26 protein-coding genes and 3 pseudogenes are annotated in these 26,751 nt (G+C 41.5%); 19 read left to right on the top strand and 10 right to left on the bottom strand.

Going from position 1 to position 26,751, the window contains the following annotated elements:
* The first annotated feature begins 64 nt into the window (after positions 1-64).
* The 6 genes and pseudogenes from spoIIID to ACDX78_RS20335 all read left to right on the top strand — a co-directional run bounded on the left by spoIIID (position 65) and on the right by ACDX78_RS20335 (position 5,265).
* Positions 65-346 carry a sporulation transcriptional regulator SpoIIID gene (spoIIID, locus tag ACDX78_RS20310; protein ID WP_486030268.1) on the top strand — a complete coding sequence of 94 codons (282 nt, stop codon included), beginning with the start codon at positions 65-67 and terminating at the stop codon, positions 344-346.
* A 1,007-nt stretch (positions 347-1,353) separates the two neighbouring features.
* Positions 1,354-1,572, top strand: a pseudogene (locus ACDX78_RS20315) (RRXRR domain-containing protein); the annotation flags it as partial.
* 244 nt (positions 1,573-1,816) lie between these two features.
* Complete coding sequence (gene mreB, locus ACDX78_RS20320; RefSeq protein ID WP_486030269.1) at positions 1,817-2,818, top strand: rod shape-determining protein MreB; 1,002 nt, start codon at positions 1,817-1,819, stop codon at positions 2,816-2,818.
* Positions 2,819-3,091: 273 nt separating this feature from the next.
* Positions 3,092-3,895, top strand: a complete 804-nt coding sequence (locus ACDX78_RS20325; RefSeq protein WP_486030271.1) for a flagellar hook-basal body protein — start codon at positions 3,092-3,094, stop codon at positions 3,893-3,895.
* Between the two features lie 15 nt (positions 3,896-3,910).
* Positions 3,911-4,741, top strand: a complete 831-nt coding sequence (locus tag ACDX78_RS20330; protein ID WP_486030272.1) for a flagellar hook-basal body protein — start codon at positions 3,911-3,913, stop codon at positions 4,739-4,741.
* A 170-nt stretch (positions 4,742-4,911) separates the two neighbouring features.
* Entirely contained in the window at positions 4,912-5,265 is a 354-nt protein-coding gene (locus ACDX78_RS20335) for a DNA-directed RNA polymerase subunit beta (protein ID WP_486030273.1), read from the top strand.
* A gap of 193 nt (positions 5,266-5,458) precedes the next feature.
* Here the strand turns inward: ACDX78_RS20335 and ACDX78_RS20340 are convergent, their stop codons facing one another.
* Positions 5,459-5,602, bottom strand: coding sequence for a lmo0937 family membrane protein (locus tag ACDX78_RS20340; RefSeq protein WP_486030275.1), 144 nt, complete (start codon positions 5,600-5,602; stop codon positions 5,459-5,461).
* 240 nt (positions 5,603-5,842) lie between these two features.
* On the opposite strand from ACDX78_RS20340, the gene fabZ reads away from it, so the two are divergent.
* Entirely contained in the window at positions 5,843-6,262 is a 420-nt protein-coding gene (gene fabZ / locus ACDX78_RS20345; RefSeq protein WP_486030277.1) for a 3-hydroxyacyl-ACP dehydratase FabZ, read from the top strand.
* 211 nt (positions 6,263-6,473) lie between these two features.
* Positions 6,474-6,764, top strand: a complete 291-nt coding sequence (locus tag ACDX78_RS20350; RefSeq protein ID WP_486030279.1) for a hypothetical protein — start codon at positions 6,474-6,476, stop codon at positions 6,762-6,764.
* A gap of 68 nt (positions 6,765-6,832) precedes the next feature.
* On the opposite strand, the gene ACDX78_RS20355 is transcribed toward ACDX78_RS20350, so the two are convergent.
* On the bottom strand, positions 6,833-7,063 hold the full coding sequence (locus ACDX78_RS20355) for a YjfB family protein (RefSeq protein ID WP_486030281.1): 231 nt from the start codon (positions 7,061-7,063) through the stop codon (positions 6,833-6,835).
* A gap of 147 nt (positions 7,064-7,210) precedes the next feature.
* On the opposite strand from ACDX78_RS20355, the gene ACDX78_RS20360 reads away from it, so the two are divergent.
* The 6 genes and pseudogenes from ACDX78_RS20360 to tnpA all read left to right on the top strand — a co-directional run.
* Positions 7,211-7,720: a competence protein ComK gene (locus tag ACDX78_RS20360; RefSeq protein ID WP_486030282.1), complete on the top strand. Its 510-nt coding sequence runs from the start codon at positions 7,211-7,213 to the stop codon at positions 7,718-7,720.
* A 285-nt stretch (positions 7,721-8,005) separates the two neighbouring features.
* Positions 8,006-8,860 (top strand): TetR/AcrR family transcriptional regulator, encoded by an 855-nt coding sequence (locus ACDX78_RS20365; RefSeq protein ID WP_486030284.1) that lies wholly within the window; start codon positions 8,006-8,008, stop codon positions 8,858-8,860.
* A gap of 97 nt (positions 8,861-8,957) precedes the next feature.
* The gene (locus ACDX78_RS20370; RefSeq protein ID WP_486030286.1) at positions 8,958-9,815 is read left to right on the top strand and encodes an efflux RND transporter periplasmic adaptor subunit; all 858 of its coding nucleotides are present in this window, start codon (positions 8,958-8,960) and stop codon (positions 9,813-9,815) included.
* Between the two features lie 3 nt (positions 9,816-9,818).
* Positions 9,819-12,875: an efflux RND transporter permease subunit gene (locus tag ACDX78_RS20375; RefSeq protein ID WP_486030288.1), complete on the top strand. Its 3,057-nt coding sequence runs from the start codon at positions 9,819-9,821 to the stop codon at positions 12,873-12,875.
* A 600-nt stretch (positions 12,876-13,475) separates the two neighbouring features.
* Positions 13,476-13,901, top strand: a complete 426-nt coding sequence (locus ACDX78_RS20380) for a mechanosensitive ion channel family protein (protein WP_486030290.1) — start codon at positions 13,476-13,478, stop codon at positions 13,899-13,901.
* Positions 13,902-13,973: 72 nt separating this feature from the next.
* Positions 13,974-14,222: pseudogene (gene tnpA, locus ACDX78_RS20385) on the top strand (IS200/IS605 family transposase); the annotation flags it as partial.
* 198 nt (positions 14,223-14,420) lie between these two features.
* On the opposite strand, the gene ACDX78_RS20390 reads toward tnpA, so the two are convergent.
* On the bottom strand, positions 14,421-14,804 hold the full coding sequence (locus tag ACDX78_RS20390) for a group-specific protein (protein ID WP_486030292.1): 384 nt from the start codon (positions 14,802-14,804) through the stop codon (positions 14,421-14,423).
* A gap of 53 nt (positions 14,805-14,857) precedes the next feature.
* On the opposite strand from ACDX78_RS20390, the pseudogene ACDX78_RS20395 reads away from it, so the two are divergent.
* Positions 14,858-15,028, top strand: a pseudogene (locus tag ACDX78_RS20395) (transposase); the annotation flags it as partial.
* Between the two features lie 279 nt (positions 15,029-15,307).
* Here ACDX78_RS20395 and ACDX78_RS20400 read toward each other — a convergent pair.
* The 3 genes from ACDX78_RS20400 to ACDX78_RS20410 form a co-directional block, all read right to left on the bottom strand.
* Positions 15,308-15,748 carry a threonine/serine exporter family protein gene (locus tag ACDX78_RS20400; RefSeq protein ID WP_486030294.1) on the bottom strand — a complete coding sequence of 147 codons (441 nt, stop codon included), beginning with the start codon at positions 15,746-15,748 and terminating at the stop codon, positions 15,308-15,310.
* A gap of 62 nt (positions 15,749-15,810) precedes the next feature.
* Positions 15,811-16,554, bottom strand: a complete 744-nt coding sequence (locus ACDX78_RS20405) for a threonine/serine exporter family protein (protein ID WP_486030296.1) — start codon at positions 16,552-16,554, stop codon at positions 15,811-15,813.
* A 132-nt stretch (positions 16,555-16,686) separates the two neighbouring features.
* Positions 16,687-17,088: a hypothetical protein gene (locus ACDX78_RS20410; RefSeq protein ID WP_486030298.1), complete on the bottom strand. Its 402-nt coding sequence runs from the start codon at positions 17,086-17,088 to the stop codon at positions 16,687-16,689.
* Between the two features lie 301 nt (positions 17,089-17,389).
* Here ACDX78_RS20410 and ACDX78_RS20415 point away from each other — a divergent pair, with 301 nt between their 5' ends.
* The 4 genes from ACDX78_RS20415 (at position 17,390) to ACDX78_RS20430 (ending at position 24,275) form a co-directional block, all read left to right on the top strand.
* Complete coding sequence (locus ACDX78_RS20415; protein ID WP_486030300.1) at positions 17,390-18,475, top strand: glycosyltransferase family 4 protein; 1,086 nt, start codon at positions 17,390-17,392, stop codon at positions 18,473-18,475.
* 846 nt (positions 18,476-19,321) lie between these two features.
* On the top strand, positions 19,322-23,236 hold the full coding sequence (locus tag ACDX78_RS20420; protein WP_486030302.1) for a S8 family serine peptidase: 3,915 nt from the start codon (positions 19,322-19,324) through the stop codon (positions 23,234-23,236).
* A gap of 165 nt (positions 23,237-23,401) precedes the next feature.
* The gene (locus ACDX78_RS20425; RefSeq protein ID WP_486030303.1) at positions 23,402-23,536 is read left to right on the top strand and encodes a hypothetical protein; all 135 of its coding nucleotides are present in this window, start codon (positions 23,402-23,404) and stop codon (positions 23,534-23,536) included.
* 319 nt (positions 23,537-23,855) lie between these two features.
* On the top strand, positions 23,856-24,275 hold the full coding sequence (locus ACDX78_RS20430; protein ID WP_486030305.1) for an RpnC/YadD family protein: 420 nt from the start codon (positions 23,856-23,858) through the stop codon (positions 24,273-24,275).
* A 32-nt stretch (positions 24,276-24,307) separates the two neighbouring features.
* On the opposite strand, the gene ACDX78_RS20435 is transcribed toward ACDX78_RS20430, so the two are convergent.
* The 4 genes from ACDX78_RS20435 to ACDX78_RS20450 form a co-directional block, all read right to left on the bottom strand.
* On the bottom strand, positions 24,308-25,342 hold the full coding sequence (locus ACDX78_RS20435) for a dipeptidase (RefSeq protein ID WP_486030307.1): 1,035 nt from the start codon (positions 25,340-25,342) through the stop codon (positions 24,308-24,310).
* The gene (locus ACDX78_RS20440) at positions 25,329-25,487 is read right to left on the bottom strand and encodes a hypothetical protein (RefSeq protein WP_486030309.1); all 159 of its coding nucleotides are present in this window, start codon (positions 25,485-25,487) and stop codon (positions 25,329-25,331) included. The genes ACDX78_RS20435 and ACDX78_RS20440 overlap by 14 nt, the downstream gene beginning before the upstream one ends.
* A 433-nt stretch (positions 25,488-25,920) precedes the next feature.
* Complete coding sequence (locus ACDX78_RS20445; RefSeq protein WP_486030310.1) at positions 25,921-26,091, bottom strand: hypothetical protein; 171 nt, start codon at positions 26,089-26,091, stop codon at positions 25,921-25,923.
* A gap of 320 nt (positions 26,092-26,411) precedes the next feature.
* The gene (locus tag ACDX78_RS20450; RefSeq protein ID WP_486030311.1) at positions 26,412-26,636 is read right to left on the bottom strand and encodes an N-acetylmuramoyl-L-alanine amidase family protein; all 225 of its coding nucleotides are present in this window, start codon (positions 26,634-26,636) and stop codon (positions 26,412-26,414) included.
* Between the last annotated feature and the right edge of the window lie 115 nt (positions 26,637-26,751).

Raw genomic sequence — 26,751 nt, forward strand, 5'->3', positions numbered from 1 at the left:
ACTATAAAAATACACCTTGTCTCAACCGCACCTCGGAAATATCCAACTTAGGGAGGCGAACGGTGTGCACGATTACATCAAAGAAAGAACTATCAGGATAGGAAAATATGTCGTTGAGACAAAAAAAACCGTCCGAGTGATAGCGAAAGAATTTGGTGTTTCTAAAAGCACTGTCCACAAAGATTTAACCGAACGGCTGCCGGAAGTAAATCCGGAGCTGGCTAATCGGGTGAAGGAGGTTCTGGAATACCACAAATCCATCCGTCATTTACGAGGGGGTGAAGCAACGAGAAAGAAATACCGGATAGAGCCTTCAAAGGAGAACGAAGCAAAACCGGTAGGATGATTTTCACATCTGGGAAACACGTATGCAATAACAGGCTTAACCGAATTTTGAGGAGGTGAGGCCTAAAGGGGATAAAAAACATATAGTTGCAGACGTTAGGAAACTGGGATTAACGTAAAAGGAATTCTTTTGAAAGCGTTCTTTGCTTTCTGAGGTCCGCGTATACGCCGGCGTAAAGATGTTCGTGGTGGAAGCCATACATGTCAGAAATTTGTTTCAAAAGCTCAAGTCGACCCGGCTTGAGCTTTTGGCTTTACTAAGGCTGATTACAAAATAAAGCGATTTTTATGCAGCGTTTCCTTCTCCATATTTTTTCGATAAAATTTGGAGAAAGTGCAGTTAATTGTAGGATTTTGTGGTAAAATATATTATCAGTAGCATTGTGTCAAAATGTGAGATAGTAATTTAACCAGGAGCTCTGAACAGTTGGCCTTATTTCATAATAATTCACACCAAAAAGCGTCTTAAATCGCAACCAATTCGTTTTAAGATGTACTGCTCAGTGCTTTCAAGCCAAAGTGAGTGTAGTTTCCTGAAACATGATGAACTACGTTAGTGGGGAGCGGTTAAGATACACCTGTGGATGTTCTGCCAGTCCGCATGCTCTGTAAGTGCTGAGGAAGAAAGTTCACCTAGGTTGGGCAACCCTAACCCCAAAAGTACATATCCAGTCCATTGAGATGGGCAAGGTGTAAAATTCCCTAATGGCGGTTGGTCAGAAATGACTGCATTTTGTTTTGTAGAGAATTTAAAGGGGAGAAAACTATCCGCGACAAAAGTTACTAAGGCTTGGCTTTTGATCAGAAAAAACGTGCTAAGCTGCTGAATAAGTATCCAATGGTAATTCAACTTAAGAAAAAATTTTGGAAGAGGATATAGATCAGTCCCAGATGTATTTTAACATTAATGATGGAGCAAAATATGCGGGTGTCGCATTTGTTCAGGAATGCAAAACAAAAAACAAACCGGTTTTTAAGGTACCATTGAATTAAGACAAGGATGTTAAAGGGAAAATGGATGTAAGACGAGGATCCAGACGTTATAAAAGAGCCCATAAACGATATCGGCCAAAACGTTTTAATAATCGTTTATCGTCCAAAAGAGCTGAGCAGGTACGACCAAGTATTTTGCAAAAGAAAGAATCTATCTTACGTGTAGCCAAGAAACTAAATAAGTGGATTACCATTCACCATTCATTCGATCCATTTAGAAGAAGCAGCAATTGATATTCGGGCTATAGAATCAGGATATAAACCGTACGGATAGCAATACCAAAGAAGCAATCGCTTAGATGAAAACATCCGCAAAGCAGTTATTTTTAAAGATGAACATCAATGTAAGACAGCTAAATTATTATGGAGATTTAATAAGATTTGTTGAATAAAACTTTTATGGAGGAGGTGAAACCTGGTTATTTTAAGGTGATTTGTTATGATATGTTACACTTTTTAGATAACCAGGATCCGCGCCATGTTTTCTAGGGATATTGGAATCGACCTTGGAACTGCCAATGTGTTGATTCATGTAAAAGGAAAAGGAATCGTTTTAAATGAACCAGCGGTTGTTGCCATGGATCGAAATACGGGTAAAGTACTGGAAGTTGGAGAAGCAGCACGCCGTATGGTTGGACGTACACCAGGAAATATTGCAGCAATTCGTCCGCTCAAAGATGGCGTAATTGCAGACTTTGATGTAACAGAAGCAATGTTAAAGCATTTTATAAATAAAATTAATGTAAAAGGATTTTTGTCAAAACCAAAAATGCTTATTTGCTGCCCGACAAATATTACAAAAGTGGAGCAAAAGGCAATTAAGGAAGCTGCCGAGAAATCCGGCGGCAAGCGAGTGTATTTGGAAGAGGAGCCAAAAGTTGCGGCGATCGGTTCTGGCATGGAGATTTTCCAGCCGAGCGGGAACATGGTTGTCGATATTGGTGGAGGAACAACAGACGTAGCCGTGCTATCCATGGGCGATATAGTAACGTCTGAATCGATAAAGATGGCTGGGGACAATTTTGATGTGGAAATTCTTCAATACATAAAGAAGAAATATAAGCTGCTTATTGGTGAACGCACGGCGGAAGACATAAAAATTAATGTTGCCACGGTGTTTAAAGGCTCGCGTAAAGAAGAGATGGAAATTCGCGGCCGCGACATGGTGAACGGTTTGCCTCGGACAATTACCGTCTATTCCGAGGAAATTGAAGAGGCATTGCAAGAATCCGTTAGTTTAATCGTACAGGCCGCCAAAACAGTATTGGAACGTACTCCGCCAGAGCTGTCCGCAGATATTATTGACCGCGGTGTCATCTTAACAGGCGGCGGAGCATTAATACATGGCATGGATCAGCTACTCGCCGAAGAGCTGAAGGTTCCCGTATTTATTGCAGAAGAACCGATGAACTGTGTTGCAACAGGGACAGGAATCATGCTGGAAAATATTGATAAAATTGAGCGTAAAAAAGTGGTTTAAGCGCAGGCGGAAAGTTTTCTGAATGAATGCACGGGATTTCAGGAAATACCAGATAATGAAATCGGCTGCTTCGCCGATTTCCACCCTGTTGGTCTATAGGATCCGGAAAATACATAATCTATGAAAATATAAGGTTGTCTGAAAACGACCAACAGGAATTTTCAGAGATGTCGTACTTATACCCGAAGTTGTGAAAGCGAAGTGAATTCGGGCTCGGCAGGAATAGCAACAAATTATCTAAGAACAGAGCCAATTTAAAAAGGGGGGATTGCCTTGCTACGGGGATTTTATACAGCAGCGAGCGGCATGATAGCTACGCAGCGGCAGCAGGAAGCATTGTCCAATAATATCGCAAATGCCAACACACCCGGATATAAAGCAGACCAAGCGACATTGCGGGCTTTTCCGGAAATGCTTTTGCATGAAATAGGGACAAGAAATGTGCCAACGAGCCGTGGGTTGAATATGCCAATGCATAATCCTGTTGGTGCATTAAATACCGGTGTTTACGTACAGGAAACCATTCCGAATTTTATGCAGGGAGATATGAGGGAAACCGGAATATCAACAGACCTGGCACTTATAAACGGCGAGATGCCGGATGAAGCGGGGAGTTTATTTTTTACGGTGCAAAATGAAGCAGGAGAGCCCCGCTATACACGAAATGGGAATTTCACCGTAGATGGAGCTGGTTTTTTAGTAACCAATCAAGGGTATTATGTACTAGATGAAGCAGGGGATCCAATCCAGACAAATGGCATGGAATTTCAAGTGACCCGAGATGGAGACTTGCAGCTCGAAGGCGGAAATGTTCCATTAGGTATTGCCTACACTGAAAATGCCAATCAACTCATCAAAGAAGGTGATGACCTGTTCAGTGGAGAAGCGGCTGCAGTACCAGCGGGTGCTACATATACAATCCAGCAAGGTTTCTTGGAGCAGTCCAATGTGGATTCCATGCAATCGATGACACAAATGATGGAATCTTACCGCATGTTTGAAACAAACCAGCGTGTACTGCGGGCATATGATGAAAGTTTAGGGAAAGCCGTAAGCGAAATCGGCCGATTAGGATAGAAAGGATAGATAGTTATGTCCAGATCAATGATTCAGGCAGCCGTTACGATGGACCAGCTGCAAAATAAATTGGATTTAATCGGAAATAACATGGCAAATAGCCAAACGAACGGATACAAAAGCCGGGAAACGGATTTTTCCTCCCTTTTAACGCAGCAGATTAACAATGTAACCAGTCCACAAAATGCAGAAGGGCGATTAACCCCGGGTGGCGTCAGAATCGGTTCCGGTGCCAGGCTGGGTTCAACGAACATTAACACGGCTTTGGGATCCGTGACAGAAACAGGCCGTGAGCTGGATGGAGCCTTGCTTCAGCCAAATCATTTTTTCCAAATTGAAGTTACAGAAAACGGGGAAACGGAAACCCGCTACACAAGGGACGGGTCTTTTTATTTGAATCCGGTAAACGATAATCAGGATGTACTGCTGACAGACGGTGAAGGGAATCCGGTAATCGGAGAAGACGGGCCTGTTCTCATTGCGGCAGGTTTTGATACCATTACAATTCAGCCGGATGGTCAAATTACCGTACAGCGCGGAGATATAACAGAAAATGCGGGCAATATTGCCATAACAGAAGTTGTCCGACCACGGCTTTTGGAGGCTGCAGGGGATAATCACTTTCGCTTGCCCAACCTGGCGGAACTCGGTTTTGCAGCAGATGAAATTTTGCAGGCGCCTATTGGAAACCAGGAATTGGTAAAAAGCGGTGCATTGGAAAATAGCAATGTAGATATGGCTAAACAGATGTCAGATTTGCTGATGACGCAGCGGGCGTATCAGTTTAACTCCAGAACGATCTCCATGGGAGATGAGATGAAGGGGCTAATAAATCAGCTTCGTTAGTGTCACCGGTATTATACAGCGTGCGTAAGGATGCTGCTGAAGTGATATTCCGAGCGGAAATGTTAAACGAGGGCACACTACCAGGCTTGCACTTTAAAGCAAAGTAAGCTTATATAGTATCATTTAGAGGAAGCCAAGTTTTCTAATCAAGCAATTAAGGGGAAACAAACATGTCAACGAAACATACAGGAAAATCAGCGGAGGCAAAGCCATCGCGGCAGGCTCACAAGGAAGCCAGAAAAAAAGAAAAAAAGAATAGACGGCAGAAAAGCCTTGCAGCAGAAGAGGAAGCCACCAAAAGTCAAACGCGGAAACAGCGAAAAGAAAAACGTAACGAAAGAAAGCCGAGACGTCGCATTTTTCCGCTATGGCTGCGCATTATTGTTATCCTCATTTTGGCAGTCGGCGCACTTGCAGCTGGTTTAATGATTGGCTTTGGTGTGATCGGAGACGGCACGCCAACAGATGTCCTCAAAGTAGAAACATGGCAGCATATCATGGATATTGTCGTTGATACAGACTAAGCCTTAAACTGGTAGTACCTGAATTTGTGCACTCGTAAAAAAGCTGAGCAACGAGTTTTCGCTGCTCAGCTTTTACCCACGCTGCCATGACGGATTTACACCTGACTCATTACAGCTATAATGCTGCTGCAGGCTAAATTTTCCATGCATCATCGAGCATGAACCCTGGCATCATTTCCTCTCACCTTACAAGTCATGCTCTTCTGCCGCTAACTAAACGGATAATTAACACAACAAGCGCAATGACAAGTAAAATGTGCACCAGACTTCCTGCAATTTCAAAGCTGAACCCTAATAACCATAATACCAAAAGTACGATTAATATGGTCCAAAGCATATTTAGCCCTCCCTAGACAACTTTTTTAAACCTATCTATATCAAAACGTTTGCACGTTCTGCTATATATATTCCTTTCTCTACGGTAAATAAAACCCATCTTTGGTATAATGAAAAAAGCTATTGTATATTTAATTTAGAACAGAAAATTTTCAGCAAAATTAAAAACATCTTCGTTCGAAAAAGGCTTGGTAATAAATAAACTTTGTAATAATAATGTAGGGAAAGAGGAGAGGTTATTATGGATATTGAACAAATTAAAGAAACGATTCCGCATCGTTACCCATTTCTTTTAGTGGACAAGGTAACGGAAATGGAAGAGGGAAAACGGATCACAGGCATAAAAAATGTAACAGCCAATGAGCCATTTTTTCAGGGGCATTTCCCTGAATACCCAGTCATGCCGGGGGTTTTAATTGTCGAGGCATTGGCACAAGCAGGTGCAATAGCCGTCTTGGGAATGGAAGACAATAAAGGGAAAATCGGTTTTTTGGCAGGGCTTGATAAATGCAGATTCAAACAGCAAGTAAAACCCGGCGATCAGCTTAAACTGGAAGTAGAAATTATAAGGGTCAAAGGACCGATCGGCAAAGGCAAAGGCATCGCGACCGTAGACGGCAAACTCGCCTGTGAAGCAGAAATCACCTTTGCAATAAAATGAAACACAGGGACGGTTCTTTTGTTGCTGACGGAAGAACAGTCCCTTTATTTAAATGCTTCATAAACCAGTGGCAGCTAAATTTCTAACAGCGTGATTTTCGGCCTAATCGCGAATAACAGATTTTCCAATAAAATACGAAAATAAAAGTATCACTTCTTTATAAATGGATAAGCTAATGGCGATAGCGAACATTTTAAAGGAGGAAAACGCAATGAATAAGAAACTTTTGCTTAAACTGGGGATACCTTTTCTAGCACTGACCATCATTGCAGCGTGTGGTACAGATGGGACAGACGATGAAATGGATCCTGCCGATGATGAAGCACCATTAATTGAAGATGATGATGGTGCCCCGTTAAATCCGGATGAGGATAATGGCGACATGAACGGCGACCGCGGCGATGAACAAGATGGCGGGGAAATGTCTGATGATCCTGCAGACAATGACCTTGAGGAAGAGTTTGATAACCAGGACGGCAACGGTGGAATGGGCAATCAATAAAAAAATGAAAAAGCAGAACACTACCTTTACATAGGAATGTTCTGCTTTTTTATTAAAAAATTCAAGTGCTACGCTTTTACATCAATCTGCATGCCTTTGGACGGGTGCTGCACAGGAGGTGACTGGTTCAGCATTTCGATAAGCTGAGCTCCGTCTTGTTCCATGACTTTCTTTGCGTTGTCCATGACAGCCATCCCTGCCTGCGACCGTACTTGCTGATTGGCCATGACTACTGATAATGCCGCGATATCCATATAAACCTCCACTGAAAAAACTTCTGCCACCGCAGTATAACACACGCGTCCATAAAATCATAATATCAGTTGAAAAATAATTCCCAATTCAATAACTTTATAGTAGAATATTTTTAGTAAAACGCTTTTGTACATGCCAGTAAAAAGAACTTTGAACAGAAAAAGCGTTTCAAAAAACAGGAGGTAAAATGAATGGGAGAAGGAGCTTCCTCAGTATATACAATTACACAGCGAACAAAGGCAATTATGCACAAAGAATCGGCATATTACCGTTCGCTTATACTGGAGGGAAATAAAGAACGATATTCCATACACAAACCAGAACACATCATTAAAAATAGCTGTCTGATCTATGGCACGAATTTGGATGGGGGAAAACAAGCGGTTAAAGATATTTTAAATTCCTCAAGCAAATTGCCGATATCCATTGTACCGGAAGGCTGGCTCTTGATGCTTCCTACTGCATCCATGAAGAACAGGGATTGTGTCTACATAGCTTACCATCATATAAACTTTTATGAACAGCGGGATGACAAAACATATATTGCTTTTCATGATGGCACGGGTATTTATGTCAACATATCGGAAAGTATATTTGACATCCAATATAAACGTACGAGCCAGGTGATCGTTCATTTAAACTGGGGAGTCATTTTTGGCAGAGCAAACTACAAATGGAGAGCGCCCGACGACAGACTTTAATAAAGGAAAAAATGGGTGACAAAATTGTTGTGTCGTTATCCGGAAAAGTGTAAGATGGAAAAGTGAATGAATAGTAAAGAGAGGTGACTGACCGGTAAGTCACTATAATTATACATACCAGGTAAAATAAATGGCTATTACTGGAGAGAAAAATGCCTTTCCCAGATGAACGGACAAAAACGCAGCATATTTTCTCAAATACACGGAAAAATGCTGATTCTGAAATAAAAAAATTTTTCAGGAGTAGCACGGGTTTATAAAATAGCGGAAAAAATGGGTGATACGATGAATGATAAACAAATGCAGCTGATTCAGGCTGGATTAAAATTATTTGCAGATAAAGGATATTATCATACTTCCATCCAGGAAATTGCCACAGAAGCCGGTGTTTCCAAAGGAAGTTTTTATATTTATTTCCAATCCAAGGAAGCGTTTATCGTGAAGGCTTTTCAGTATTTTTACAAGCAGCTTACCGAAAAGCTGGATAAGGTGAAAAGTGAAAAACTGCCTCCTCGAAAAGTATTAGAAAAACAAATCACCGTGTTCATGGACTTTGTTAACAGTTATAAAGATTTTTTCAGTATGCATGTTAGAGAAAATATTACTATTGGAGAAGATATTAATAAGCTTATTCATGAGGCGAAAGAATATAATTTTAACTGGATGAAAGAGATGATTCTTTCCATTTATGGTGATACGCAAAAGGATCTGCTGATGGATACGATTATTCTGTTTGACGGACTGCTCAATGGATATGCTAAATGGATTGTAGTTAATAGTATGGAAGTGGATAAAACGCGGGCAGGAGAATTTATCATGGCACGCTTGGATGATGTTGTACATGGAATGAAGGAAAAGGAAGAAAAACCTTTAACAAAAATGAATACATGTGGGAATGCGCCGGAGAAAGAAGCGCCGCTCACCGTATTGTGCAATAAATTAGATCAACTGAACATGAGCGAATCCAATCGAAAGCAATTACAGGAAGTGGTTGCCGCACTGAAAGCAGAAACGAGGAATAAAGAGCATAATCCTGTTATTATTCAGGGGCTCCTGGCACATTTTTCTCAGGTAGAAGAAGTAAAAGAGGAATGCAGACAGCTTGCAGATGCCTGGAATGTCAAACTGCTTTCAACTTGAAAAAAAGTGAAACATAATCCTTAATGATTCGTAAGTACAATGGGTTCATGCTGTAATTTGTAAATGATCTACATAGATGAGAGGAGAACAACTGGAAATGAAAAAAATACTACTAAGTGTGGCAGCAATTTTGCTCATAGGCTTATTGGCTGCCTGTAATGAGGACGATGAAGAAACTACTGAAACAGAAGAAAGAGAGATTTCCGTGGAAGTTGCAGAGGCAGCAGAGGGGGACTTAACCACAGAAAATAGCGTGTATGGAAGAACCGAACCAAACCGTACAATCCCGGTTATGATAGAAACCCCCGGAGAAATGGATACGCTGGAAGTGGAAAATGGGGACACGGTGGAAGAGGATGACCTCATTGCGACCATTGACACGCCAGCAGGTCTGCAAAATATAAGGGCTGACCGGGAAGGGCAAATCACCAATCTGGACGCTTCAGAAGGAGATATAATCTCAAATGAAGAGCCATTGGCTATTATTGCTGACCTGGAAACATTGAAAATTACTGCTGGAGTAACAGCGCAGGTCCGTGATCTTTTTGAAAAAGAAGATACAGTAATGGTAACAATCGACGGAGAGGAAAAAGAAGGGGAAGTCACCCACGTGGGCAATATGCCGGATGACACCGGGCTATATCCAATGGAGGCCACGTTAGAAAATGAAGCGGCTGACTTTTTACCCGGTATGATTGCGATATTATCCACCAGCGAAACGGTTATTGAAAATACGATTCTCGTACCAACGGAAGCCGTGATGGAAGATGCGGATGAAACCTACGTTTATCTTGTTATTGATAATGAAGCGATCCGCACAGCGGTAACCGTTCAGGGAACACAGTCTGAAAAAACAGCACTTGAAGGTGACATTGAAGCGGGAGATCAAGTTGTAACGAATGGCCAGCTGACACTCACAGATGGCGCCCAGGTAAATGTTGCGAAAGGGGAATAAACGTTGAATTTAGTAAAAACATCCGTAAAACGTCCTGTTGGCGTTATCATGATAGTACTCGCCATTATCGCCCTAGGCATTATCTCATTTCGTAACTTGACTATTGATCTATTTCCGGATATTGACCTGCCGATAGCAGTCGTTGCCACATCTTATCAAGATGCAGCGCCGCAGGATGTTGAAAATTTAATTAGCAGACCGATTGAATCGGCAGTCAGCACAGTAGAAGGGATTGATACGGTTCAATCCCAATCACAGTCGGGTTCTTCATTGGTCATCATGATGTTTGATACAGGGACTGACCTTGATCAGGCTTTACTGAATGTCAGGGAAAGTGTGGACCAAGTATCGGGGATGCTGCCGGAACAGGCCGGTGACCCGAATATTATGCGTTTTAACCCGGAACAGCTTCCAGTAATCTGGGTTGGCCTGACCGGAGACAGTGCTGAGACTTTAACGGAAGTTGCCGATGACCAAATTGTACCTTATTTTGAACGCCAGGAAGGGGTCGGTTCCGTTTCGATTGAAGGCGGACGAGAAAGGGAAGTTCAAATAGTCCTCGATCAATCCAGTCTGGAGCAGTACGGGGTTACAACACAAAATATAATGCAGGCACTGAACAGCAGCAATCAATCCGGCTCTGTCGGCACAGTGGATAGAGGAAATCAGGATCTCGAACTCCGGGTGACAGGCGAATTTCAATCGCTGGATGATATTGAACAAACGATTGTTCAAACAGAAGCCGGAGGAACGGTACATATAGATGATGTTGCCGAAGTGCAGGACAGCTATAAGGAACCATCCAATGTGTCCTTAGTCAACGGCGAGCCTGCTGTCGTACTGTCTATTTTAAAACAGACGGATGCCAATACGGTGGAAGTGGCATCGATCATCCAGGACAGTATGGGAGACCTCGGGGCGAACCTGCCGGCAGACGTTAATTTGGAGGTCCTTATTGACACCTCTGAGTTTATTCAGCTGTCTATTGATTCAGTCATACAAAATATTTTGATTGGTGGAGCGATTTCTTTCTTTGTGCTCTTGCTGTTCTTAAAGAGTGTCCGCGCCACTTTTGTTATTGGGTTATCGATTCCGATTGCCATCATATCCGCGTTTGCAATGCTTTATTTTACTGGGGAAACGCTGAATGTATTAACCCTGGGAGGTCTTGCACTGGGTATCGGCATGGTGGTCGACAGCTCGATCGTTATTTTGGAACATATATTTACGTACAGGCAGCGCGGCTATAATTTAAAAGATGCTGCGATCAAAGGGGCAACTGAACTTACACCAGCCATTGTCGCTTCTACGACAACAACGCTCGTCGTATTCGTGCCGATGGTATTCGTGGGAGGAATTTCAGCTGATTTATTTACACCGTTGGCTTTAGCTGTTGCCTTCTCGCTTATTGCATCTCTGGTTGTTGCCATTACGCTTGTGCCAATGCTTTCATCAAAACTGCTGAGAAAAATATCAGGAGCGTCAGGGAGGCGTTATTGGTTTGACCGTTTCCTTGGCTGGTTAACAAGGAAGTACCAGGGATTATTGAAACGTGTGCTTAAATTCCGGAAAACAACCATTGCTGGTACGTTTCTGGCTATCGTGGCCAGTCTTGCGCTAATCCCGATGATTGGAACCGAGTTTATTCCAGCAGCGGATCAGGGTCAAATAGAAATTCAGGTCGAAACAGAGCTCGGCAGCACACTGGATTACACGGAGGGAATCGTCGAACAGGTTAATGACATACTGACAGACTATGAATCCTATATTGAAACAAATTATGTAACAATTGGTTCGGCAGGATTTGGTGGAGGCGGTAATCAGGCAACGTATACGATGCAATTGATACCCGCCGGTGAACGGGAACGCTCGACCACCGACATTGTGCAGGAAATGGATGAAGATTTTCAGCACATCGTTGGAGCTGAAATCACCTCAAATGCACTTGATGGCGGTATGGGACTTGGCGATCCGATTCAAATTCAGCTAAGCGGACCGGAACATGATGTGTTGAATGAGCTTACTGAGGAAGTCATCGATGAAATTTCGGAAGTGGATGGGATTTTTAATCCGGAATCATCAGCAACAAATGGCGTACCGCAAATGAATATCCATGTTGACCATGAAGTAGCTTCGATGTATGGGGTAAGCCAGGAACAGGTATTGAATCAGGTGCAGATGCAATTTACGCAGCAAGTGGCGACCCAATATAGGGAAGAGGGTCAGGAAATGGATGTATCTTTAATGTTTCCTGCAGATGAAAGAAGCACCATAAATGATTTACAGGACATGAAAATCCAGACACCAACCGGAGCTTCGATTCCGTTGGCTGAGGTGGCAGATTTTGAAGAAACCCTAGGACCAGTAGCACTATCGAGACAGGACCAGCAGCCGCAAATGAATATAACAAGCGGTATTGTGGATAGAGATCTCGGCAGCATTGTCAGGGACGTGGATACGGTACTGGAAAATATGAGCTTGCCGGAAGGGTACAGTCTTACTATAGGCGGTCAGGCTGAGGACATGAATGAATCGTTTGCAGATTTGGCTATCGCACTGATTTTCTCTATATTTTTAGTATATGCTGTCATGGCTATACAATTTGAGAACTTCCTGTTTCCGTTTATCATCATGTTTTCATTGCCGGCTACTGTAATCGGCGTGCTCCTTGGACTATTTGTTGTAGGCATTCCATTAAGCATTCCCGGTTTCATTGGGGTAATTATGCTTGCCGGAATTGTAGTAAATAACTCCATCGTGCTAGTGGATTACATCAACATATTAAGGCGGAAAGGCATGGATCGATACGAAGCAATCATTGAAGCGGGAGCAAGCCGGCTTCGTCCGATTCTGATGACAACATTAACAACGATCCTGGCCATGGTACCGCTCGGCCTTGCGCTCGGAGAAGGTGCCGAAATGCAGCAGCCTATGGCCGTAACGATTATTTTCGGACTGGGCATAGCAAGCATATTCACATTGCTGTTGGTCCCGGTAGTTTATAGCTTGTTTGATGACTTCACTGCAAAGGTAACAAGAAGAAAGCATAAGAAAGCTTAACATCCAGAGGGACGGCACGCGCTGTCCCTCTTTTTGTGAAGAAATCGCTGATAGATGGTTCGCTGTCGCTGATAAAACATCAAAACTCGCTGATAAAGTAAATAACTCACTGATAAACCATTAATCTGACCAAACACGGAGTGCTCCCCAAGTCATATTAAACGCATTCAAAGAATACATATAATGTCAGGCTATGCATGGGGAGTGGTTTCAAAATGTCCTGGGAAGCGTTTATTGCCTATGACTATTTACTGGATTTAGCTATATTGCTGACTATAATGGTACTCTTTTTCTTTTTGCGAAAATATATTACGAAATATATATTTATGTGCTAGTTAGAAATAGGCGGGAAGAAGCTAAATGGTTTCTTTAATCAGCTGCACGCTTCCTTTTCGTTGCCAATACAAGGAATCATCTTCATTGCCGGTGTATTCATTGCGGTCGGTTATTTTACTTTTTTGGAGCAGTCAAACAATCTATTGATTCACGTGCTCAAATCCGGTGTTATTTTTATGATCGGCTGGGGATTGTACAATTTGTTTTCTTCTTCATCCGTCCTTTTTCCAGGATATCATATGAAATAGATGAAATACTCATTCCTTGTTTTCACGGACACTAAGAATTGTAATTATTGCCATCAGTTTTAGCATTATTGCACAGGAATTCGGCTATGACGTGAATGGTTTTGTCGCAGGTCTCGGTATAGGTGGACTTGCTTTTGCTCTGGCAGCGAAAGATGCGCTGGCAAATATGTTTGGAGGTATCATTATCATTACGAAAAAGCCTTTTACGATTGGGGATTGGGTCCTGACGCCAAGTGTGGAAGGGACGGTGGAAGATATCTCATTTCGGAGCACGAAGGTAAGAACGTTTGCTCAAGCACTTGTAACGGTGCCGAATGCAACACTATCCAATGAGCCAATTACCAATTGGAGCAAGATGGGGAAAAGGCAAATTACTTTTAACTCCAGATTAAGCCCCACGCTATGCGTGGGAGAACAGAAACGGATGTGCCTTTACGTATGATAACAAAAGTCCTCCTCTGCTATAATGACATTGGTTTCGCAAGCCAGTGTCAGGCAGAGGAGGACATCCATAATGGATAAATCAAGTTTATCACATACAAAGTGGAATTGCATGTATCATATTGTGTTCATCCCTAAATATAGACGAAAAACAATGTATGGAAAACTCAGAGAAGATGTTCGAGAAATAATCAGGAAACTTTGTGAATACAAAGGGATCGAAATTGTAGAAGGAAGTGTGTCAGTTGATCATGTTCATTTATGTGTGAAAATCCCTCCAAAGATAAGTGTCTCCACTTTCATGGGATATTTAAAAGGAAAAAGGATGTTTCCTCCAAAGAGTTATGTGCTACTTCTATTTTCGCATCTAAATCCGATCTGTCTTTCTCAAGCTTTTTTGAAATCTCACTAAGTGCCGAAAAAGGCAAAAAAATTCATAGCTATTAAACTAAACTGTTGCATTAGTGGAAAAGCGACTGCTCTCTTGAATAATCGCATCCTTTAGCTTAATAACACTCACTTATTTTGTCACTGCTAAAATCAACTCATCAATCGTTCCAATACATTTCTCAACTTGAATCAGATGGTAAAATGTACTCGTTGTTTCGAGGTTATTTACTTCTTCATTTTGTGAATAAAGATAAATTCTTTTTCCTTGTGCAAGTGCAATACCAAATTCAATATGACTTCCTTTTCCTGCTGGTAATAAAACGATAATAAAATCTGCTTCCATTACAGCATTTCTTTCTTGCCTTCCAATTTCTTTTAACTCTTCAAACGTTGAAACTCTTGCATTTTTTGTCCAATCATATGTAAGAATATAACCGTTGCTTATTAACTCCTTACTAACGTAACGAACTGTTTCTATATTTTTAAAACTTGATGCAACATAAAACTTTTTCATATTTATATATCTCCCTCTATATAATTAAAATTTCTTCAAAATCATAAACATCCAGTGCGTTAATGATATTTGATCGGCACCCCGAATATAAGAAAAGAGGAAATAGACACTTTTGGGCAAGGGGGTACTTTGTGGATACTGTTGGAAGAAATGAAGAGGTAATAAAAAAGTATATAAAAAATCAAACTGAAGCAGACATGATAGAGGATAAAATAAACAATTAAAATTGCGACCTGCTTGTGAAACCTCGCCTTAAGGCGTTGCAAGTAACATGCCCTTATAGGGCCGAATCAAGCCACCCGTTGAACGGGTGGTATGTGACTGAAGAGAAAAGATAGAAATAGTTGTCAGGCAAGCGGAGTATTTATGGCGGGAGGGATGCCTGGGGCTGCGCTAAATGCTCGCCCCACCGTAAAGCGTTGTCACTCCCCGCAATTTCTCGGAATTTGTCGAATTAAAATAAAAATATTCAGCTGAGGCAGTGCTGGGCACCTCAACGACGCCTATCCCAGCCATTTGCCTGTTTTTTTAATCATTTGATTGGCTACTTCGGAAAACATCAGTCCAATGGCAATACCACCGGCTAAAAGCACGACCTGCGTGGAAAGATGAACAGCGGTAGTATAATCATTTTCTACAAAATGGCGCATTGCATCATAAGCGATACCGCCTGGTACAAGTGGGATAATGCCGGAAACATTAAATATGATGACAGGCGTTTTAAATAGTTTCGCACAAATTTGGCTCAGCACTGCAACAAGCATCGCAGCAAAAATGGTGGATGGCACCACATCCAAGCCTTCATTTGTAAGAAAAAAATACAAAACCCAGCCAAACATGCCAACAAGACCACATTGAATAAGCGCCTGCCTCGGGGCATTAAATAAAACACCAAAACCGGCAGCAGCAATAAAGCTTGTAATGATATGCGTGAAAACAACCATTTAAAACATCCCTTTTCATGGGAGGGACTGAGGGGCAGGTACCTCGTTCCCGTGTCCCAACCCTACATAAATCCAAACACTACTGCGACTCCTGCGCCTATTGCAAAGGCCGTTAATACTGCTTCAACCCCTTTGGACACACCAGCAACCAAATGTCCTGCCATTAAATCGCGGACGGCGTGGGTAATAGGTAATCCGGGTACAAGCGGCATCACTGCGCCAATAATAATCCGATCAAGTGTTAGTCCAAAACCATAATGGACAGAAAGTACACAGGTGAGTCCAATAACAACAGATGCCAAAAACTCGGCGATAAAACGAATTTCCACGAGCTTGTCAAAAAACAGCATACTTGCAAAACCCAGTCCTCCTGCAAGAAAAGCAGGGAGGAAATCGTACCAACTGCCGCCGAACATAATAGCAAAACTGCCGCTTACAAAACAAGCCGCTATAATTTGCAGCCAGGCAGGAAAAGCTAATTTTGCCTGGGAAACATTATTTAAAAGTAAATTAGCCTCGGGTACACTTAATTCACCAGCGGTTATTTGTCTTGAGATATCATTTACTTCAGCAATTTTATGTAAATCCGTAGCACGTGATGTAACCCGGCGAAAATAAGTCATATCCTGATGTTCATGGGAAAAATTAATTCCGGTAGGTGTAGCATAGCTTTGGGCATTTTTTAACCCGTAGGCGGCCGCAATCCGGTTCATCGTATCTTCCACCCGGTATGTTTCCGCACCACACTCAAGCATTATTTTGCCGGCAAGCATACATACTTTTGCAGTGGATGCTTGTTTTGACATCGCAATCCACCTTTCCAATGATTTATTCCTATGTTCAAGTATAATGTCCATACCAGTGAAAAGAAAGATTTTCTATTTATATTTAGAGCTAAAAAAGAAAGACTAAGTGAATTTTCAGCCTTTCTTTAAGTACTATGGTGCCATTAAAAATAATGCAATCAGCGAAACAGTGGGAATAGCGGTGGATAGCGGAATGCTCACCATGGAAAAAGAATTAATAACTTTCTTTGTCGCCGGATCGACGCCAACATTTTTTTGCAAAAAGATAAAGAAAATGGAAAAAGCTATCGTAAACAATACGATCAATCCAGGTATAAAGAGTTCCTCTATGCTTGCTGCTTGTTCCATATTAACAAATCCAAATATGATAAGGATAAGAGGGATGACTTCACTTACCGCAATACCGATCATGAAATTTGTTTGCACTTTTCCTTGAGACTCGGGATTTTCTTTTAATTTTTCCACGTTTACTTTAAAAAGAATTATAATGGGGATAACTGCCAAAACTGCTGCCGCAACAAAAATATAAGGCATGAGAACGATCTCCTTCTTCAGACATTTTTAAAAATCATATAAATTTTATCACATTTCCAGCGCCGTCTCAATCGCCGAAAATTTGGGACTGCAGTACAGTAGTTCCTCGTTCCACCATAAACATATGGGACTGTGGCACAGTAGTTCCTCGTTCCACCATAAACATATGGGACTGTGGCACAGTAGTCCCTCGTTCCATCATAAACACTTGCTAAAACCCACCAAATTTCGCTATAATTTAAGGCAATTAAGTAAAATAAATAACAGCGATGAAAATACAACATGCTTGCAGGAGAAAAATATGTTTAATTATGCCGATCTGGCGATTGCTTTTGCGATTGCACTTATATCCGCTTTTATAATCACCTATCTGGTAAAAAAACTCGCCATTAAACTTGGTGCCGTTGACTTTCCAAACTACCGGAAAATACATACAAAGGTAACACCCCGATTAGGAGGACTGGCTATTTTTGCCGGTTTTTTAATCGGTTTACTTTATTTGTCTCCCAGTCACCCTAACCTCCCGGAAATTATACTGGGATCGACCGTCATTATCATAACGGGTGCACTTGATGACAGATATGGTCTCAGACCGGGAGTCAAGCTGACAGGTCAACTGATTGCTGCGTCTTTTTTGATATCTGACGGACTAATCATTGACAGGCTCACACTGCCATTTATTGGTACAATTGAGCTTGGGTTTTTGAGTGTGCTCATTACTATTCTTTGGGTGGTCGGAATTACCAATGCGATTAACCTGATCGACGGCCTGGATGGATTGGCGACTGGCGTTACAACAATTGCGTTAGTCAGTATTTTTATTATGGCCATGATTGATGTCCAGGTAATGGTTGCCTATTTGAGCATTGTTCTGATTGGTGCGAACCTTGGCTTTTTATACCATAATTTTCACCCGGCAAAAATTTACATGGGCGACACCGGCTCCAATTTTCTCGGGTATATGATCGCTGTCGTTTCCATGCTCGGTCTATTTAAAAATATCGCCTTATTCAGTTTCATTATCCCGGTAATTGTGCTGGCTGTGCCAATCTTTGACACTTTCTTTGCTATTGTCAGACGAGCTTATAATAAAGAAAATATAATGGCTGCAGACAATAAGCATATTCATTATCAGCTAATCAGGCTCGGGTACAGTCACCGGAAAACAGTGCTGATTATTTATGGATTCAGTGCATTATTCGGGGTCATGGCTATATTGTTTTCCAATGCTAGCATCACCACATCATTAATTATTACATTTTTGGTGCTTGTATTATTACATATTTTTGCTGAAATCGTTGGCCTCGTTATAGGTGGCAAACGGCCAGTACTTGATATGCTGGGAAGGGTTTTTGGCAGAAAACGTAAACGTGATACGGAAAGTTAGAAAGAAAGAGGCTGGGGCAGAACCGTTTTAGCAAGCGAAAATCCGAACAACCTTAAAATAATGACCCGCTCCGGAAATATACTTCGCTTTCACCACGGGCACAAGTGCGACATCACTTCAAACTCCCTTTGGTCGTTTTTCAGTGTGTCTTCTTTGCCGCGGGCGGCTGGTGACCCTCCATGCCCCGACAAGGGGTATGCCGACGTTGCCCGCAAAGGGCGGTTTTAGTCGGCCTTCCTTATTAAAGCACTGCGGGGTCTTACCGATGCCGACGCAAGCACAGGATGTGCGAGTGTCGGCGTTGGTCATAGGACGTGACCGAAGTTAGCCGACCTCCCACGGGAGTCTGCGCATGTTTCCGGAGCTACTGTAGTGGATTGTTCGTATTTTCACATCTACTCAGCGTTCTGTTCCATCCTCTTTTTCTACACTAAAGACAGCAGCATGTCGATTCCCAATTCCAGCGAACCGACAATCTAATATGGATCGAATTTTAACGAAGAACGTTGAATAAATCAGGTTTCACCCCGAATTAATCTCCGAAACCCCCGGATGCAGCCGATTCACTTTGCAGCTTTTGACAAATGTACCATAAACCCGCACAAACCATTCCACATTATCAGGACTTATTGCTTATATTTATTCTGCGAAAAATGTCGCAATTTGTTGTAAAAACAAGAATATTTATATCATATTTCCCATGACCTTTGACACTGTTTTAATCCCTGAAATTTTTGTATGATTGTAATATCTGAATATTAAGACCCAACTTATTCAGGGAAAGGGGGTCAATTTGAATCGAATCGTTTAGCCTAAATCTAGCAGTCTATTAAAAGGGGGAAGTTTATGTTTAAGAGAGTTGGCTATATATTTTTAGCAGTATTGCTTGTACTAGGTAACTTTTCATTTGTAAGCGCAAACAGTCAAGTCCTGCCTCAGCAAGTGAAAGAGAAACCAAACCTCAATTCAGAGGTAATGAAAGAAACAGAGGATCCAAATGAAACATTGCGGGTGATCGTGGAAGTAGAAGACGAAGCACCGATTGAAATTGCAACAAAAAAAGGCGTGACATTTAATAGCCTTGCAGACAGTGAAAAACAGCAGCTGGAAAGAGCAGCAAAGGCCCAGCAAAACACCATTAAAAGTGAAATGGAGAGTAAACAAGTAGAGGCTCACTACTTGCAGGAGTTCACGACGGTTGTAAACGGATTTAGTGCCGAAGTAAAGCAGGGGGATATTGATCATATAAAAGATATACCGAATGTAAAGTCGGTACATATCGTCAATGAATATGAGCGCCCAGAAGCCGAGCCGGAGATGAAATACAGTAAAGATCTGGTAGAAGCGCAAAAAGCATGGCGTGATTATGGTTATAAAGGAGAAGGCATGGTCGTGGGGATCATTGATTCCGGGATTGACCCAAGTCACCAGGACATGGTTCTCTCTGATTACGATGCAGATGCACTAACAGAAGAATATGTTAATGAAGTGATTGCAAATGAAGATTTACCAGGAAACTACTATACGGAAAAAGTGCCATATGGCTACAACTACATGGATGAAAATGATGAGATTCGTGAAATTCATGCAAATGCAAATTACCATGGCATGCATGTGGGAGGAACTGTTGCTGCCAATGGAGATGAAGAAAACGACGGCATTTTAGGTGTTGCACCGGAAGCACAGCTTTTGGCATTGAAAGTGTTTGGAAATGATCCAGACATGCAATCAACCTATGGAGATATTTATATTAAAGCCATTGATGATTCTATTAAACTCGGGGCAGATGTGCTGAACATGAGTTTAGGATCAACAGCAGGCTTTGTAGACCATGATTCACCGGAACAGCAAGCGGTAACCCGTGCAGTTAATAACGGAATTCTGATGTCCATCTCAGGAGGCAACTCCGCATTATTCGCAGATGGTTTCTTTTATCCATACGCATCAAATCCGGACTATGGTGTCAGTGGTTCACCGGGTGTAGCGTATGACTCCCTGCAAGTAGCTTCCTTTGAAAATACTTTCATGGAAGTTGATGCGATTGAGTATGCATATGAAGGAGATGCTGGAAAAGCAGCGTTTCTATCTGCCGGAAATACAAGTCCGCCTGATGACGGGTCGCAATTTGAAGTGACCGAAGCAGGACTGGGATTCCCGGAAGATTTTGAGGACGCAGAAGGAAAATATGTCCTGATCCAGCGCGGAGAATTGGACTTTATTACAAAAGCACTTAATGCCCAGGAGGCAGGTGCAGCAGGTGTCATTATTTACAATAATGAAGATGGGATTGTGAATATGGCAACAGATCCGGAAGTTACGATTCCACAACTGTTTATGCTGAAAAGTGACGGGGACAACCTTGTATCCGCCATCCAGGATGGACAAGCTGTATCCATTACATTTGCAGGCGACACTACAATGATTGATAATCCGGATGCAGGAAACATGAGTGCATTTACATCGTGGGGGTTAACACCGAATCTAGATTTCAAACCAGAAATCACTGCACCTGGCGGCCAAATTCTCTCCACATTAAATGATAATGAATATGGATTAATGAGCGGTACATCCATGGCTGCACCACATGTAGCAGGCGGCGGCGCGCTTGTACTCGAACGTATTGATGAGGAATTTGGCTATGAAAATGCAGATCGAGTAAATATGACAAAAAATATTATGATGAATACATCAGGAAAAGTGGATTTTGACGGGGCTTATGTATCACCAAGGCGTCAAGGCTCTGGACTAATGAAGCTGCATGCAGCATTATCCACACCGGTTGTGGTAACCGAGTCTGAAACAAATGAAGCAAAAGTAGCATTAAAAGAAGTAACCGAAAATGAAGTGACATTTGAATTAACAGCAGAAAACTTCACGGATGAAGCAGTCACTTACGACGTAGAAGCAAATGTGCAGACAGATACGCCTGTCGATGGCGGCGGTGTCATCGTTACTGCACCTAATATGTTTGGTGCCAATGATCTTGGCGACTTGGCCACGGTGGATGGAGCTTCTGTGAGTACGATTGAAGTGCCGGCAAATGGAGACACGTCATTTGAAGTAACGATTGATGTAAGCAGTGTGGATGAATCACTTTCAGATATTTACACAAATGGATACTGGCTGGAAGGCTTCGTCACACTAACAGACCCGGCAGACAATCATCCGGAGCTTACCGTACCATATGTTGGTTTCAAAGGGGAGTGGGACGCTGCACCAATTTTTGATGAGCCAATGTGGGATGCAGACACGTATTATGGCATGACTGGTGTCGTAACCGATCTTGGAGAAGACAGCTACGGCTTCCTTGGTGAAGACTTGGCAACAGGAGCAATTGACCCGGAAAATATTGCCTTCTCACCAAATGATAACGGGGAGAAGGATGATGCTTTGCTCATGTTATCATTCCTGAGAAATGCCAAAGACGCGAATTTTAATGTATTGGATGAGGACGGAGAAATCGTTCGTACTATCACATTGGAATCTAATATAAGAAAAAATTATTTTGGCGGTGGAGCAGCTCCTGAATATTCTTTATCCAGTGATCGTGCATGGGATGGAACAATTAACGGAGAGATTGCACCGGAAGGACAATATTATTTGCAGGCAGAAGCAGTAATTGATTTTGAAGATGCGGAGTGGCAATCATTGACTTTACCGGTAAAACTGGATTTGACGCCACCGGAGCTTGAAGCGGAATATGATGCTGATACTCAAGTGGTAACAGTCGATGCAAGCGATAATGTCGATGGAAGTGGTCTTTCATATTGGGAGTTATTTGTAGATGGTGAACCAGTACTGGAAGAACCGTATGCAGCAGACGAAACTGAGCACCAGTTTACGTCTGAGTTTGATGCAGCTGCAACCATCACTGTCGTTGCTGTTGATTACGCCGGAAATAGTGCGGAAGAAGAAATAGAAGTAGAAGGTCCTGCTGATACGACGCCGCCGGATCTGCGTCTCACAACACCTGAATTTCTTGGTGTGGAAACGGATAGAGATGTAGTGTTTTCCGGTTATGTCACAGATGATTCAGGCGTAAGCGAGGTTACAGTGGACGGAGAAGAAGCAGAGCTTGAATATAATGAAGACGAGGATCGCTATGAGTTCTCGCTTACATTGACACATGAAGAAGATGGCTATTACGTTCGGCAAGTCAAGGCAGTGGATCTTGCCGGAAATGAATCGTCATTTGCACGCAGATATTTTGTAGATACAACGCCAGCAACCCTGGAAGTGATGGCACCGGAAAAAACAGAAGAAGCATCCATTACAGTATCAGCTTGGATTCAGGATAACTTTGACGATATTAATCTTTTTGTGAATGGCAATCACATTTTCTCCCATAATCTCTCGATGCCATACGGAGAAGGCGAATTTGATGAGACCGTCGAAGATATATCACTTAATTTGGATCTTGGCATGAATGAATTCGAATTTAAAGTGGTAGACCTTGCTGGCTTTGAGACAGTGGAAAATGTAACGATTGAGCGGGAAACAAGCATTGCTAATATGCAAACGCTAGTTGAAGAATTCGCAGCATCTGGTGCAATTGCAAATGAAGCAACCGCACGCTCGTTGAACATGCATTTGACAGCAGTCGGACAATATGCTGACAGTGATCAAATGGATAAAGCATTAAATCACATGCCGAGCCTTCACTTGTTATTGGATGTATTTGAAAACAATAACATGATCACAGAAAAGGCAGCAAACACATTAAAGGAACATGCAGATTATTTGATGGCGGAGTGGGAGTAGGATTATGAATGGAAAACAGCCAGTGCTGTAAGAGCGCTGGCTGTTTTCAAATATTAACCAGGTGTTGTATCTATCTGTTCATTTGATTTAAACTCAATAGTATAAATTATTGACTAAGGGGATTAAATGCTCAATTAAATCAAAATTTAGAAAGGTTGTGAGCTATTGATAGTAACAGAAAAAGCTTATTTGTCATTAGAAAAACGAGGCGAATATATTGACCACGACAGATTATTTAAACTGCTTATCCAAACGTTTTTTAAGGAATTTATCGAAGCATTTTTCCCGACCATCTATTAAGAAATTAACTTCTCCACGGTTAAATTTCTGTATTCACAGACATCACGATTGGTGAAAAACGCCGAATAGACATACTTGCCGAGATTAAACGAAAAGGAAAAGATCAGGTTATACACATCCACATCGTGCCCCAAGCATCCTACGAAAAAGAATTTCATGAAAGAATGTTCATTCATTATAGCCGCCTCTATGAAAAACACCGGAAACCTATTCTCCCGATTGCGATATTCATTTATTATGATAAGAGAGATATAAGAGAGATGTACCAACCCAATTTGACATAAATGTACCTGGGCTGCATGCCATTAGATTTCGTTATTTGCAGTTGCATAAAGATTGGAAGAAATTTATAAAAAATGATAACCCTGCTGCAGCTGCACTTTTGAGTAAAATGGGCTACGCTGCTGAGGAACGAGTTCAAGTGAAATTTGAATTTTTGAAAATAATAAGCCGTATGAAACGCAATCCGGCAAAAATGACGTTGTTGCATGGTTTTTTTGAGACTTATCTAAAATTAGACGAAGAAGAGGAAAAGGAAATGCAGGCAAAGATCAAGCAGTTAGAAGAAGATGAAACGGAATTATTGTATCGTCTGCCGAACTCGTATTTTGAAAAGGGTTTGGAAAAAGGAATCGAAAAAGTAATAAAAAGAATACTGTTAAATGATATGCCAAAAGCTGAAATAGCAAAAATAACAGGGCTAAGTTTGGAAAAACTGGAAAAAATGGCTGAAGAATAAGTCAGGAGGGCAGTGGAAGCTGCCCCTTTTCACTAGCCAAGTACCCGCTCATACACTCTTATAAAATTCCCGCCATACATTTTTACAATATCTTCTTTGGAGAACCCGCTTTCCAACAAAGCAGAAGTCAATTCTCCCAAGGAACCGTGCTTGTTGACAACATCAAAAGCCTGTCGAACCACGCCGTCAGGTTTGTATTTGGTGAACAAATTGCATAAATCCAGACCAAGTCCGACGTGGTCAATTCCCACCGAATTTTTCATATGCTCGATGTGATGCACAAGTGTATTAATATCAGGGTTTTCCCCTTCAGCAGAAGCAATTATACTGACAGCATTAATCCCTGCCACACCACTCGAATCCCCGAGTGCCTTCAGTTGTGCATCAGTTAGATTTCTTGGTGTATTGGAAACTGCCCGAGCATTTGAGTGGGATGCGATAACTGGCTGATTGGATATTGTCATGATATCTTCAAAGCCCTCATCATTAATATGCGTCACATCTATAATCATCCCCAGATTTTCAGCTTCCTTGATCACATCCAATCCAAAACCTGCTAGACCGCCTGTCATTTGCCGATCGGAAAATTTAAATGCACATCCATCTCCAGCTGCATTTCTTCTGCTCCAGGTTAACCCGATAAAACGAACGCCCAGTTCATAAAATACACGTAAAAGGGAAATATCCGTACCAAGCGGCTCTACTCCTTCAAAGGAGAGCATAATGCCGATTTTTCCACGTTCTTTTGCCTGTAAAATATCAGAAGTATTTTTACAGAGCATCAGCTTATCCGGCGATTCCTCGATTTCGGCATACAAGCAGCTTACTTGATTCAGCGCTTTTCGCAATGCAAGTTCAGGCAGGTCAGCATCTTCCAGATAAATAGAGGATACGATGATATTCCAGCCGCCTTCTTCAAAATCAGGAAGATGATCAGTTTCAATCACCTTTGTCCGTCCTAATGCACGCTGTGCTGCTACATCAAAAAGCAGATCAAAATGTGCGTCAATGATGATTGCTTCAGCGTGGATTTCGTCAATTTTTTCTTTGAAATTATCTTTTGCCATTTAACATTCCCCCCAAAAATATAAAGTGACTTTTTAAATGTTGTGTTTTAAAGCTCTGTGATGGAGCGTATCTTCCTTTGAATATCACTGGCAAATGTTGTTGTTCTGTGAGCAAGTTCTTTCCTTCACCTTTCGCTAATTCCATTTCTAGAGCCCAAAGATTTGCTTCTTTTTTGTTGGAAAGGTTTGCGAAATCCTTTTATGTTGACCGTGTTTGTATAAAGAAACCTGTACCCGATATGACTTTCCTCTTTTTACTATACTAGCATACTATCATTCCTCTCATGAAAATAGCTGATAGATGCTAGTTGAATACAATTATATTGTATTTCTAAACTAGCATCTTATCAACTGTCGACACTTTAAACAGAGTGCTTTTCGATAAAATGTACTAAAGACTTTATTGTGTATCGTTCGTGCTTGCCAATCATGAAACGTTCAAGCTCTTCATGTGGTCGGATATATTTATCGAAAGACTTTGGGTCCATACCTAAGAAGTCTGAGGCTTGTTCTCTTGTTAATAGATATGGAGAGTCTTTGGTAGCCATGCTAATGCTCATAATGGCATCTTCTCCTTTTTAGTAATTATTTGAACGGGTAACCTTGTTTTGTATATAAAACAGCATATTTTTAATCCATAAAATGACATCATCATTCGGTTCATAATTATCAAACTCATCGTAAAGAAATGACAAATATTTCTTTAGTCCTTCATCTCCCCATATGTATTGGAAATAAACCAGAACCATTTAAAATATGCTTCTGCGATTGTTCTAACAAGTTCGTCCGTGGTGATGGAGAATTAAATATAAAACTTTTTTGATTAAGCTAATTAAGCATTTTTTTACTGTAGGTAGTTAATCTGTCGGATTTAGCATAATAGAATTGGTACCGACCCGTTAAAGCTGAAACGAGCAAATCCTTTATGAGAAATAGTTAATTACATTTACTGATCCATTAATATTTAATCGGGTGAAAACGAATGCTAACACCCTGTAAAGTTTCATACACCGAGCCTATTGGGCGCAAAATCCTCACTGTTTGAAGTCTCACTTTATATTACTCTCTGTTAATCTATTGAATATTCCTTAATTCCATTCTTAATAGCTTCTGCTAAAGATTGTTGAAAATCGTCTGTTAGCATTGTTTGTTCTTCTTCTGGATTGGTTATATAGCCGATTTCAAGTAAAACTGCCGGCATAGTAGTATCCTTTAACACAAAATAATTTTCTTTCTTCACACCACGATTTCGAAAACCTGTCGTTTCTGAAACATGTCTGTGTATGGTTAGCACCCAAAAACTAAGGTTTTTATTTTAATTTACAATCCCAATCCATAAAAAAAGTATTTTCTTTGGTTCAGAAGTCTATTTTTTATTTTGAAAAAGAAATCCCACCACTTTATACGGT

Source organism: Virgibacillus oceani, assembly GCF_041521345.1.
GTDB lineage: Bacteria > Bacillota > Bacilli > Bacillales > Amphibacillaceae > Virgibacillus_N > Virgibacillus_N oceani_A.

Coding starts and splice junctions, on each gene's coding strand:
- mreB (WP_486030269.1), top strand. CDS start 1,817: ATGTTTTCTAGGGATATTGGAATCGACCTTGGAACTGCCAATGTGTTG.
- ACDX78_RS20330 (WP_486030272.1), top strand. CDS start 3,911: ATGTCCAGATCAATGATTCAGGCAGCCGTTACGATGGACCAGCTGCAA.
- ACDX78_RS20335 (WP_486030273.1), top strand. CDS start 4,912: ATGTCAACGAAACATACAGGAAAATCAGCGGAGGCAAAGCCATCGCGG.
- ACDX78_RS20340 (WP_486030275.1), bottom strand. CDS start 5,602: ATGCTTTGGACCATATTAATCGTACTTTTGGTATTATGGTTATTAGGG.
- fabZ (WP_486030277.1), top strand. CDS start 5,843: ATGGATATTGAACAAATTAAAGAAACGATTCCGCATCGTTACCCATTT.
- ACDX78_RS20350 (WP_486030279.1), top strand. CDS start 6,474: ATGAATAAGAAACTTTTGCTTAAACTGGGGATACCTTTTCTAGCACTG.
- ACDX78_RS20360 (WP_486030282.1), top strand. CDS start 7,211: ATGGGAGAAGGAGCTTCCTCAGTATATACAATTACACAGCGAACAAAG.
- ACDX78_RS20365 (WP_486030284.1), top strand. CDS start 8,006: ATGAATGATAAACAAATGCAGCTGATTCAGGCTGGATTAAAATTATTT.
- ACDX78_RS20370 (WP_486030286.1), top strand. CDS start 8,958: ATGAAAAAAATACTACTAAGTGTGGCAGCAATTTTGCTCATAGGCTTA.
- ACDX78_RS20390 (WP_486030292.1), bottom strand. CDS start 14,804: ATGAAAAAGTTTTATGTTGCATCAAGTTTTAAAAATATAGAAACAGTT.
- ACDX78_RS20400 (WP_486030294.1), bottom strand. CDS start 15,748: ATGGTTGTTTTCACGCATATCATTACAAGCTTTATTGCTGCTGCCGGT.
- ACDX78_RS20405 (WP_486030296.1), bottom strand. CDS start 16,554: ATGTCAAAACAAGCATCCACTGCAAAAGTATGTATGCTTGCCGGCAAA.
- ACDX78_RS20410 (WP_486030298.1), bottom strand. CDS start 17,088: ATGCCTTATATTTTTGTTGCGGCAGCAGTTTTGGCAGTTATCCCCATT.
- ACDX78_RS20415 (WP_486030300.1), top strand. CDS start 17,390: ATGTTTAATTATGCCGATCTGGCGATTGCTTTTGCGATTGCACTTATA.
- ACDX78_RS20420 (WP_486030302.1), top strand. CDS start 19,322: ATGTTTAAGAGAGTTGGCTATATATTTTTAGCAGTATTGCTTGTACTA.
- ACDX78_RS20435 (WP_486030307.1), bottom strand. CDS start 25,342: ATGGCAAAAGATAATTTCAAAGAAAAAATTGACGAAATCCACGCTGAA.
- ACDX78_RS20440 (WP_486030309.1), bottom strand. CDS start 25,487: ATGGAATTAGCGAAAGGTGAAGGAAAGAACTTGCTCACAGAACAACAA.
- ACDX78_RS20445 (WP_486030310.1), bottom strand. CDS start 26,091: ATGGTTCTGGTTTATTTCCAATACATATGGGGAGATGAAGGACTAAAG.